The sequence below is a fragment of the Aliivibrio sp. A6 genome (assembly GCF_028765505.1).
GTDB lineage: Bacteria > Pseudomonadota > Gammaproteobacteria > Enterobacterales > Vibrionaceae > Aliivibrio > Aliivibrio finisterrensis_A.
In genome coordinates this window covers 20,053-31,279 of sequence record NZ_JARACR010000019.1, presented here as the reverse complement: position 1 = coordinate 31,279, position 11,227 = coordinate 20,053, and the positions used below count along the sequence as shown (strand labels likewise).

Genomic DNA, 11,227 nt, shown 5'->3' with positions numbered 1-11,227 from the left:
CACTGCCGTACAACGATTCCCTTTTAGTTCAGTTGGTAGAACGCCGGACTGTTAATCCGTATGTCGCTGGTTCAAGTCCAGCAAAGGGAGCCAAATTCTAAAGCCTTGTCTAAATGACGAGGTTTTTTTTTGTCTATTTTTTACCTAAAATTTAAAAACCTATTCTTTCTAAGGTTGTTATCACGCGCTTAAAGGCCGATAATAACCAGATCATCTATTATCATAAAAATCATTGGCATGACTGAGTATCTGTTACTACTTGTTGGTACTGTTTTAGTGAACAACTTTGTACTGGTTAAGTTTTTAGGTCTTTGTCCATTTATGGGCGTATCTAAAAAACTGGAAAGTGCAATTGGAATGGGGCTTGCGACAACTTTTGTCCTAACGCTCGCTTCAGTATGTTCGTATCTTGTTGAAACCTACATTTTAGCGCCTCTTGGCATCGAATATTTGCGAACCATGAGTTTCATACTTGTGATCGCCGTTGTTGTTCAATTCACCGAAATGGTCGTGCATAAAACCAGTCCTACTTTATATCGTGTTCTTGGTATTTTTCTTCCGTTAATCACGACTAACTGTGCCGTTCTTGGTGTTGCATTACTTAATGTCACTGAAAATCATAATTTCATTGAGTCTATTATTTATGGTTTTGGTGCAGCCGTTGGTTTTTCATTAGTACTCATTCTCTTTTCTGCTATGCGTGAACGAATTGCAGCAGCCGATGTGCCCCTTCCTTTTAAAGGCGCTTCTATTGCTATGATCACTGCAGGCTTAATGTCTTTGGCCTTTATGGGCTTTACTGGTTTAGTGAAATTATAAACATGAGTTCAATTCTTATTGCTGTTATTGCTATTGCCGCACTCGCCTTAGTATTTGGTTTAATACTAGGCTTTGCGTCAATCAAATTTAAAGTTGAATCCGATCCAATTGTTGAACAGATTGATGCCATTCTTCCCCAAACCCAATGTGGTCAATGTGGTTACCCTGGATGTAAGCCTTATGCTGAAGCCATTGCTAATGGAGACATCATCAATAAATGTCCTCCCGGAGGTCAAGCAACGATCGAAAAGCTTGCCGATCTCATGGGAGTTGATGTTCCAACCTCAGACGATGATGTTGTGAATGTAAAAAAAATAGCCTTCATTCATGAAGACATGTGTATTGGTTGTACTAAGTGTATTCAAGCCTGCCCAGTTGACGCCATCGTGGGAGGAACAAAAGCATTACACACCGTTATTGAAGCCGAATGTACCGGCTGTGATTTGTGTGTTGCTCCATGTCCAACCGACTGTATTGAAATGATACCTGTCAGCACAACGCCTGATAACTGGAAATGGGACTTACAAAGTATCCCTGTTGTTAATCTTCCGGCAGATAAGCCTTCTCAAGCATCGGAGCAGTAACCCATGTTGTCCATTATCGAGAAAATTAAACAGGGTCAACTTTGGGATTTTCATGGTGGTATCCATCCCGCTGAAAATAAAGTTATCTCTACACGTAACGCCATTCAGCAAGCAGGACTCCCTTCTGAGTTAGTCTTGCCACTAAAGCAACATATTGGTGGTAAAGGTGACATTCTTGTTACTGTTGGTCAAAGCGTATTAAAAGGCCAACCGCTCACACAAGGTAATATTGCTATGTGTGTGCCCATTCATGCCCCAACCTCTGGTAAAATTGTCGCGATAGAACCACGAACAGTCGCGCATCCATCAGGCTTAACCGATCTTTGTATTGTTATAGAAACCGATGGCAATGATCAATGGCTTGATAATCGTGAACCAATTACTGATTTTTTAAATGAAGATCCTATCGATCTTATTGAGCGTATTCGTCAATCAGGTATTTCAGGTATGGGAGGCGCAGGCTTCCCTACTAGCCGTAAATTACAGAGTGGTGTCGGCAAAGCTGATATTTTAATCATCAATGCGGCGGAATGTGAACCATACATCACGGCCGATGATCGTTTAATGCAAGATTATGCGAGTGAAATCGTTACTGGTATTAAAATCTTACAGCACATCTTAACGCCTAAATTAGTCATTATTGCTATTGAGGACAATAAGCCTGATGCAATAAAAGCACTCAATGCTGAAGTGTCAGAACACGATAATATTCTCATTCGTGTTATTCCGACAAAGTACCCATCAGGCAGTTCACGTCAACTGGTTAAGATTCTAACTGGTAAAGAAGTTCCCGCTAACGGACGCTCAACTGATATTGGCGTTATTATGCAAAACGTGGGCACTATTTTTGCGGTTAAACGTGCTATTTGTAATGCAGAGCCTCTGATTGAGCGTGTTGTTACTCTTACTGGTAATAGTATTGATAACCCTGGTAATTATTGGGTTCGCTTAGGAACCAATGTTCAGTATCTAATGGATATTGTCGGTTATAAAGCAGATAAAAAGCACCCTCGTATTATTATGGGGGGCTCGCTGATGGGCTTTACTCTGCCTCATCAACAGATCCCAATCACTAAAATCACCAACTGCATTATTACCCCAGATAGAAAAGAGCTCCCTCTTTATAATCATGAAATGGCCTGTATTCGATGCAGTAGCTGTGCTGATGCTTGTCCTTCTTCATTACTGCCTCAACAGCTGTACTGGTATGCCAAATCAGAAGAGTTTGATAAATGTGAAGAATATAATTTATCTGATTGTATTGAGTGTGGTGCCTGTGCGTATGTCTGTCCAAGTGAAATTCCATTAGTACAATATTATCGCCAAGCAAAGTCTGAAATATACGCTCGCAAGCAAGATGCATTGTCAGCAGATCGTGCAAAAGTTCGATTTGAAGAAAAAAATGCTCGAATGGAGCGTGATAAATTAGAGCGTGAAAACAAATTTAAGCTTGCTGCAGAAAATCGCCGTAAAGAGATGAAAGCAGAAAAGCCTGATGGTTCTGGAAACGATGCTATCGCAGCGGCTATCGCAAGAGTAAAAGCGCAAAAAGCAGCCGAAAAATCAGGCGTAGCAACACCAAAACCAGCAGTTGCCGCTGCCATTGCTCGCGCTAAAGCCAAACAAGCAGAAGCCGCAAAAGCTAATTCTGACGAGCCAGATAACTCTGAGATGATGAAATTACGTGAAGAGCGTAAACAGCAAGCACGAGAGAGAAAAGCCAAACTTGCCGCTGAAACTAATGATTCAGAAGCAACACCTGCAGGTTCTACGGATAAGAAAGACGCCGTTGCTGCAGCGATTGCTCGAGCTAAAGCACGTAAAGCGACTCAAGCAGAAGAAACAACAGAAACATCTACTGAACCGAATATTGAAACTCAAGGATCTGAAGAAAAAGTAGACCCGAAAAAAGCGGCTGTCGCTGCTGCCATTGCACGTGCTAAAGCTCGTAAAACGGCACAAGCAGAGGAAACAACAGAAGCATCTACTGAAGCAGATATTGAAATTCAAGAACCTGAAGAAAAAGTAGACCCGAAAAAAGCGGCTGTCGCTGCTGCCATTGCACGAGCTAAAGCTCGTAAAGCGGCACAAGCAGAGGAAACAACAGAAGCATCTACTGAAGCAAATATTGAAATTCAAGAACCTGAAGAAAAAGTAGACCTGAAAAAAGCGGCTGTCGCTGCTGCCATTGCACGAGCTAAAGCTCGTAAAGCGGCACAAGCAGAGGAAACAACAGAAGCATCTACTGAAGCAGATATTGAAACTCAAGAACCTGAAGAAAAAGTAGACCCGAAAAAAGCAGCCGTCGCTGCTGCCATTGCACGCGCTAAAGCTCGCAAAGCAGCACAAGAAAATAACAATAAGGAAGAGTAAAAGTGGCCTTTTTTATCACTAGCTCACCACATGCCCACAGTAAAAAGAGCACAAAAACCATCATGAGAATGGTGGCGTTAGCAACAATTCCTGGATTACTTGCTCAAACCTACTTTTTTGGTTGGGGCACCTTCTTACAGGTATTTATTGCGATTATCACAGCAATTTCGGCAGAAGCTTTCATCTTAAAGTGTCGAAAGCGCCCACTAAAACCGTACCTTAGTGATAATAGTGCACTACTAACAGGTCTATTACTGGCACTTGCCATTCCACCACTGGCACCTTGGTGGGTAACTGTTATTGGTGTTGTTTTTGCTATTGTTATTGCTAAGCACCTATATGGTGGGTTAGGACAAAACCTATTTAATCCAGCAATGGCTGCCTATGTTGTTTTGTTGATCTCTTTCCCTGTACAAATGACAACTTGGCTACCCGTCAAGGAATTGCTCACAGAGACGATTAGCTTTTCAGATTCAGTATGGCTGATCCTGAGTGGGTTAAATCAAGATGGTTTTTCTGTCCATCAATTAACAATGAATGTCGATGGTATGACAATGGCTACCCCATTAGATACCTTAAAAACGGGATTAAAATCAGGACTGACGACTTCTGAAGTTTTATCTTCACCTATCTTCAATGGTTTTGCTGGATTAGGGTGGTTGTGGGTTAATATAGGCTTCTTATTGGGTGGCCTTTTCCTTCTACAACAACGGGTCATTCATTGGCACATTCCTGTCAGCTTTTTAGCTAGCCTCTTTGTGATCAGTAGTTTATTTGCTCTATTTTCACCAGATACAGCAACATCGCCACTGTTTAACCTGTTTTCTGGCGCCACTATGTTTGGGGCTTTCTTTATTGCTACCGATCCCGTATCGGCAGCAACAACACCAAAAGGCCGCTTATATTATGGTGCACTTATTGGGGCATTAGTTTATATCATCCGTACTTGGGGCGGTTTCCCTGATGGCGTGGCTTTCGCTGTCCTCTTAACCAACATGTGTGTTCCTTTGATTGATTACTACACCAAACCAAGAACATACGGCCATAAAAAAGGATAAGACAATGCTTAATACTATGAAAAAAAGCAGCCTTGTTCTGGCGCTTTTTGCAATTGCTTCTACAGCATTAGTAACCATTACTTTTGCATTAACAAAAGATCAAATTGCCTATCAGCAGCAACAACAACTGCTGTCTACACTTAATCAAGTAGTACCAAAGGCACAACATGACAACCAGCTTTATAAAGCCTGTGTTTTAGTTAAAAATCCAGAAGCTTTAGGTACTGAACAACCAATGCCTATTTATTTAGCGTCACTAAATGGTAAGCACTCAGGTGCAGCTATAGAAGCTATTGCACCAGATTGTTATAGCGGTGCAATTAAGATTATTGTTGGTGTCGACTCTGATGCGATGGTAACAGGGGTTCGTGTACTGTCCCATCAAGAAACACCGGGCTTAGGCGATAAAATAGATATTCGTATCACTCGATGGGTTGATGCGTTTTTAGGAAAAACTGTTGATAATTTTCAAGATAAAAGCTGGGCTGTTCAAAAAGATGGGGGCCAATTTGATCAATTTACAGGGGCAACCATCACACCTCGCGCAGTTGTAAAAGCAGTTAAAAAAGCGGTATGGTTCTATAAAACACATCAAGATGAGTTGCAGACTCTTCCTCTAAATTGTGAGGCTAACTAATGGCAATTAACAAAGAACTAATCAAAAATGGTTTATGGGATAACAACCCTGCCCTAGTTCAGCTGCTGGGACTTTGTCCTTTACTTGCGGTTTCGGCAACGGTAACCAATGCGCTAGGATTAGGTATTGCTACCACCTTAGTTCTTATTGGATCTAACTTAATTGTTTCATTAGTTCGCCAATGGATCCCACAAGAAGTCCGTATCCCTGTTTTTGTGATGATTATTGCCTCACTAGTAACCTGTGTTCAATTATTAATGAATGCATATGCTTATGGTCTATATCTATCACTGGGCATCTTTATTCCTCTTATCGTAACTAACTGTATTATCATCGGTCGTGCAGAAGCTTTCGCCTCTAAAAATGATCCTGTACCTGCAGCTCTTGATGGGTTATGGATGGGGTTAGGTATGACAGCAGTGCTTGTCCTATTAGGTGCAATGCGTGAAGTACTTGGTAACGGCACGCTATTTGATGGTGCGGATCTATTATTGGGTGATTGGGCGACAGTATTACGTATTGAACTATTTCATGTCGATAGCCATTTCCTATTAGCCATGCTTCCTCCAGGCGCTTTCTTAGGTGTCGGTTTTCTTATTGCGATAAAGAATGTTATCGATAAAAAATTAGCGGATCGTCAACCAAAACAAGAAAAAGAAAAAATTGAACGCGCACGAGTATCATAAATAAGGACATTGAGCGGTATGAATAATGTAAAACGCCGAGAAATATTAGAACGCTTACAAGCCGATAACCCACATCCTCAAACTGAGCTTGAATGGTCTACGCCGTTTGAATTATTGATCGCTGTTTTGCTATCAGCACAAGCTACCGATGTCAGCGTAAACAAAGCGACGCGTAAATTATACCCTGTTGCAAATACGCCTCAAGCAATCTTAGACTTAGGCGTTGACGGATTAAAAACTTACATTAAAACCATTGGTTTATTTAATACCAAAGCCGTTAATGTTATCAAGACTTGCCAGATGTTGATTGACCTTCATGACAGTGAGATCCCAGAAGATCAAGACGCGCTAGAAGCTCTACCTGGTGTTGGGCACAAAACGGCAAATGTCGTTCTAAATACAGCCTTTGGTTGGCCAACCATTGCGGTAGATACTCATATTTATCGTGTCTCTAACCGTACAAAGCTGGCAATGGGAAAAACCGTTAACGACGTAGAAAAGAAATTACTTAAAGTGGTACCTAAAGAGTTCAAACTTGATGTACACCACTGGCTTATTCTGCACGGTCGCTATACCTGTATTGCACGTAAACCTCGCTGTGGCAGTTGCATGATAGAAGATCTCTGTGAGTTCAAAGAAAAAACAGATATTTAAATACTACCTACCTATCAATTATTTAGGTTTGAATAAAAGCAAAAAACTGGAGCAAAACAATGGCTAATGGACGCATTTTACACACGATGATCCGTGTGGGTAATTTAGATAAATCAATCGAGTTTTACACCAAAGTAATGGGTATGGATCTTCTTCGTCAAAACACGAATGAAGAGTACAAATATACGTTAGCTTTTCTTGGCTACGGTGATGAATCTCAAGGTGCAGTGATCGAATTAACGTATAACTGGGGCACTGAAGAATACGATATGGGTACGGCTTTTGGTCATATTGCCATTGGTGTTGATGATGTATACCAAACCTGTGATGCAATCAAAGCGGCTGGTGGTAACGTCACTCGTGAGGCTGGCCCTGTAAAAGGTGGTTCAACACACATTGCGTTTGTGAAAGACCCTGATGGCTACATGATTGAACTTATCCAGAATAAAAGTGCTTCAGCTGGTTTAGAAGGATAACTCCTTACTTTAATTAAGATACTAAATACTCTATTGAATAAAACCTGCGATCTAAGCAGGTTTTTTTATACCTCACACTTTTAATGATAACAATTCTCAATTAGAGTGCTTGCATAATAATTGAAAGAACACCAATTGAGGGAATATCATGATAGAACTATGGGAAAAACACACTATATTAGCTGAACAGTCTTTTAAGAATAAAGACTTCTGGCGTACCATTCTTCATTATCAACAGGCCTTTGCCATTTCAGAGGAACTCACAAAGCGCAATGAAGCTAGTCTCGTTGATCAAGTAACCATCACGGTTATCTCTTGTCATAATTTAGCTCAATTCTGGCGAAGCCAAAATGACAATAATTTTGAGCTAAAGTATTTAGAAATTGCTGCAGAAAAAATTCTCACTCTTGTACCACAATGCCCCAAAAATGATTGTGAATCTTTCGTTTCTAACTTAGGTTGCTGTAAAAGTGCCCTTTTAGAATTTATGAAACGTCACCCTAATCCAGAAATTGCAAAACATATTCAACACATTGATACTACAGTTCAATGTGAGTTAATTGCGAGTTTTAAACTACAATAAAAAAGGTGCCTATTGTAATAGACACCTTAAATGAGTTACTCGATAAAATTACACCGATTAAATTATTGTTCGACCTAAAGAAATAACAACTCGACGGTTTTTATTCTTACCGATTGGTGTTGCATTATCAGCAATAGGACGACGCTCACCATAAGATTGAACACGAATGCGATCAGTAGGTAAACCAATCGATTCAAAATAGTTTTGTAGCTTTAATGCGCGTCGTTCAGACACTTGTTGGTTAACATTTTTTCCACCACTAGAATCAGTGTAAGTCGCTACTAATACTAAATCGACATCTTTAGTATATTTAATAAAGTCTGCTATTTGAGATAAACGTTTTTTTGATGCTTTATTTAATTCATCACTGTTTTTATCAAAGTGTAGAATAGTAAATGAAATATCTTCAAAACTATAAGGCAACAAATTAGCAATACACATGCTAAAAACGTTGTATGTGTTTTGAAATACAACTGGAGAAAGTGCAACCTCAATCAACTGCTTAGGACTCTGCCAATCGGCATAAGTAAAGGTAGGAAAACGTCCATTCTCTAATTCAGCCAACATTGACCATGCAGTCGTACCGCCGACATAACCATCAAATTGTTTGAAAAATTTCAAATTTGTCATTGAATCGGCGCTTTCGCCAGGAGTCCAACGCGGTGGCATAGAGACCAAATTAACTGAGCGAGTCTCTCCCATTGGACGGTTCATTTTTAGTTCAAAATCCAGATTCATCTTTTTATTAGCGAACGATGAAAATTCTGCATTTCCATAATTTGGAATATTGTGAGATAAACGGCATTCTAATGGCGAATTCTCTAGCATTACCCATTTTGATTGCTCAGGCTTAGCAACATAGTTCTTATTGGCTAATGCAGATGTTGCAGTCAATGAGCTTACTAGCAGGGCTAAAGTAAAAAGTGTTTTTTTCATAATACCTAAATCTATTGGAGTCATGCCGTTGACGATAAGCTTAATTAAGCAAAATTTAGACCAATAATACTCATTTTTGCTCTGTATTTTATTTATCATCACTTATCTTCAATAAATATATCCTCATCACACCTTATTTACAGTTTTTATGCTAACGATAATCTGCAATAATAGCGGCAACATTTTCTTACGTACCGAATGATGACTGAAGTAGAGCAACATAATTTATTAAAAAACCGATTTCGTGGTTATTTCCCTGTCGTTATTGATGTTGAGACCGCTGGCTTCAATTCAAAAACTGATGCTTTACTTGAGATTTGTGCTGTCACCCTTGCAATGGATGAAGAAGGTTACTTAAAGCCAGCCAGTACAATTCATTATCATGTTTCGCCATTTGAAGGTGCTAATCTTGAGAAAGAAGCACTAGAATTTAATGGTATCCGAGACCCATTCAGTCCATTACGTGGCGCGGTTACAGAAGATATCGCTTTAAAAGAAATCTACAAACAAATCCGAAAAGAGCAGAAACAGCATGATTGCCGCCGAGCAATTATGGTCGCTCATAATGCTAATTTTGATCACAGCTTTGTGATGGAAGCTTCTGAACGAGCAAAATTAAAACGTATTCCTTTTCATCCTTTCTGCACATTTGATACAGCGGCGATCAGTGGATTAGCACTGGGGCAAACCGTATTAGCTAAAGCATGTAAAGCTGCAAACATTGATTTTGATGGAAAAGAAGCCCATTCAGCACTTTACGATACAGAAAAGACCGCTGAATTATTCTGTCATATCGTAAATAAATGGAAAGATCTTGGTGGATGGCCACTAGTGCCTGAAACCGAAGAAGAAAATACTAATAATAATTAATTGGCTATCTGCTAGTACCAATCAGAAAGTAGACATACATTTTATGCTTATTTATCTATTGGTATAACTACACAACATTTACAGGGAAACTAAACAAAATGAATCCAATCATTCTTTCTGTTTCAGTAATGCTTATTCTCGCTTTGCTTAGAGTTAACGTTGTCGTTGCCTTAACGTTCAGTGCATTAATCGGTGGATTAGTGGGTGGTTTATCATTATCTGAGACTATTTCAGCATTTGAAGGTGGTTTAGGTGGCGGTGCAACAATTGCATTAAGCTACGCTATGCTTGGTGCGTTTGCTGTTGCTATTTCAAAATCTGGCGTGACTGATTTATTAGCTCACAGTGTTATAAAACGTATTAACGCAAAAGATAATCTTCATGCTGCTACTGGCGTGAAATACCTTTTACTTTGCTTAATATTATTAATTACGATTTCATCGCAAAACGTTGTGCCTGTGCATATTGCGTTTATCCCAATCTTAATCCCGCCACTGATCCAAGTATTTAATAAACTAAAGCTTGATCGACGTTTAATTGCTTGTGTACTAACCTTTGGTTTAGTTACACCATACATGATCCTGCCTGTTGGTTTTGGTGGCATCTTTTTAAACAATATTTTATTAAAAAATCTGCATGACAATAATCTCGATGTTGTTGCTAGCCAAGTTCCTTTAGCAATGGCTCTGCCTGCTTTAGGTATGGTAACTGGGCTTCTAATTGCTGTATTTATCTCTTACCGTAAGCCTCGAACTTATGCTGATGTTGATAATACAACAATGAAGGCAACCAATGCGGCACCTACGTTTAATAAGCGACATATCCAAATATCAATTGTCGCTATTATTGCTGCGTTATCCGTTCAATTAGCAACTGGTTCAATGATTGTTGGGGCACTTGCCGGATTTATGGTGTTTACGTTTGGCGGTGTTATCGCTTGGAAAGAAACTCAAGATGTCTTTACTCGCGGTGTTCACATGATGGCTATGATTGGCTTCATTATGATCTCAGCTGCAGGTTTTGCTGCGGTAATGAAAGCAACAGGTGGCGTTGAAATCCTAGTAGAATCATTATCAACTTCAATCGGTGACAATAAACCATTAGCGGCATTATTAATGCTGATTGTTGGCTTATTAGTAACCATGGGGATTGGTTCATCGTTCTCAACTATTCCGATCATTGCAACCATCTATGTACCTCTTGCCGTAGCATTTGGCTTTTCGCCAATGGCAACCATTGCATTGGTTGGTACTGCTGCTGCTCTAGGTGATGCTGGCTCCCCTGCATCAGATTCTACATTAGGTCCAACGTCAGGGCTAAATGCAGATGGCCAACATGAGCACGTATGGGAAACCGTAGTACCTACATTCTTACACTACAACCTGCCATTAATCGTATTTGGTTGGATTGCAGCAATGGTGCTTTAATTGATTAATACTGCCTAGTAGTTATATTATTGTTGCAGAATTAATGTTAATCGATATAAAACGACAGTTAACCCTGTCGTTTTTTGCATTAATATCAAATATTTTTACTCAGCTATTCGTTCTT

At 39.8% G+C, this 11,227-nt stretch carries 12 protein-coding genes and 1 tRNA gene; 12 read left to right on the top strand and 1 reads right to left on the bottom strand.

The features are described 5' to 3' along the window. Nucleotides 1-17: 17 nt before the first annotated feature. The 10 genes from PVK70_RS12115 (at nt 18) to PVK70_RS12070 (ending at nt 7,870) form a co-directional block, all read left to right on the top strand. Nucleotides 18-93 (top strand) — tRNA-Asn (locus PVK70_RS12115). A gap of 144 nt (nt 94-237) precedes the next feature. Beyond that, on the top strand, nt 238-819 hold the full coding sequence (gene rsxA, locus PVK70_RS12110; protein ID WP_065591551.1) for an electron transport complex subunit RsxA: 582 nt from the start codon (nt 238-240) through the stop codon (nt 817-819). A 2-nt stretch (nt 820-821) separates the two neighbouring features. Continuing rightward, complete coding sequence (gene rsxB / locus PVK70_RS12105; RefSeq protein ID WP_130048422.1) at nt 822-1,403, top strand: electron transport complex subunit RsxB; 582 nt, start codon at nt 822-824, stop codon at nt 1,401-1,403. Nucleotides 1,404-1,406: 3 nt separating this feature from the next. Continuing rightward, nucleotides 1,407-3,776: an electron transport complex subunit RsxC gene (rsxC, locus tag PVK70_RS12100; protein WP_130048421.1), complete on the top strand. Its 2,370-nt coding sequence runs from the start codon at nt 1,407-1,409 to the stop codon at nt 3,774-3,776. A 2-nt stretch (nt 3,777-3,778) separates the two neighbouring features. Beyond that, nucleotides 3,779-4,834, top strand: coding sequence for an electron transport complex subunit RsxD (rsxD, locus tag PVK70_RS12095; RefSeq protein WP_130048420.1), 1,056 nt, complete (start codon nt 3,779-3,781; stop codon nt 4,832-4,834). Nucleotides 4,835-4,838: 4 nt separating this feature from the next. Further along, on the top strand, nt 4,839-5,471 hold the full coding sequence (rsxG, locus tag PVK70_RS12090) for an electron transport complex subunit RsxG (protein ID WP_130048419.1): 633 nt from the start codon (nt 4,839-4,841) through the stop codon (nt 5,469-5,471). Beyond that, complete coding sequence (locus tag PVK70_RS12085) at nt 5,471-6,157, top strand: electron transport complex subunit E (protein WP_130048418.1); 687 nt, start codon at nt 5,471-5,473, stop codon at nt 6,155-6,157. The genes rsxG and PVK70_RS12085 overlap by 1 nt, the downstream gene beginning before the upstream one ends. 18 nt (nt 6,158-6,175) lie before the next feature. Further along, nucleotides 6,176-6,811: an endonuclease III gene (nth, locus tag PVK70_RS12080; RefSeq protein WP_130043221.1), complete on the top strand. Its 636-nt coding sequence runs from the start codon at nt 6,176-6,178 to the stop codon at nt 6,809-6,811. Between the two features lie 59 nt (nt 6,812-6,870). Continuing rightward, the gene (gene gloA, locus PVK70_RS12075) at nt 6,871-7,287 is read left to right on the top strand and encodes a lactoylglutathione lyase (protein WP_130048417.1); all 417 of its coding nucleotides are present in this window, start codon (nt 6,871-6,873) and stop codon (nt 7,285-7,287) included. 145 nt (nt 7,288-7,432) lie between these two features. Beyond that, nucleotides 7,433-7,870: a DUF2753 domain-containing protein gene (locus PVK70_RS12070; protein ID WP_207216102.1), complete on the top strand. Its 438-nt coding sequence runs from the start codon at nt 7,433-7,435 to the stop codon at nt 7,868-7,870. Nucleotides 7,871-7,927: 57 nt separating this feature from the next. On the opposite strand, the gene motY is transcribed toward PVK70_RS12070, so the two are convergent. After that, nucleotides 7,928-8,806: a flagellar protein MotY gene (gene motY, locus PVK70_RS12065; protein WP_130048416.1), complete on the bottom strand. Its 879-nt coding sequence runs from the start codon at nt 8,804-8,806 to the stop codon at nt 7,928-7,930. Between the two features lie 201 nt (nt 8,807-9,007). On the opposite strand from motY, the gene rnt reads away from it, so the two are divergent. Together rnt and PVK70_RS12055 are read left to right on the top strand one after the other, a co-directional pair. Next, nucleotides 9,008-9,676, top strand: a complete 669-nt coding sequence (rnt, locus tag PVK70_RS12060; RefSeq protein ID WP_165367192.1) for a ribonuclease T — start codon at nt 9,008-9,010, stop codon at nt 9,674-9,676. Nucleotides 9,677-9,774: 98 nt separating this feature from the next. Then, nucleotides 9,775-11,103 carry a Na+/H+ antiporter family protein gene (locus tag PVK70_RS12055; RefSeq protein ID WP_130048414.1) on the top strand — a complete coding sequence of 443 codons (1,329 nt, stop codon included), beginning with the start codon at nt 9,775-9,777 and terminating at the stop codon, nt 11,101-11,103. The last annotated feature ends 124 nt before the right edge of the window (nt 11,104-11,227 follow it).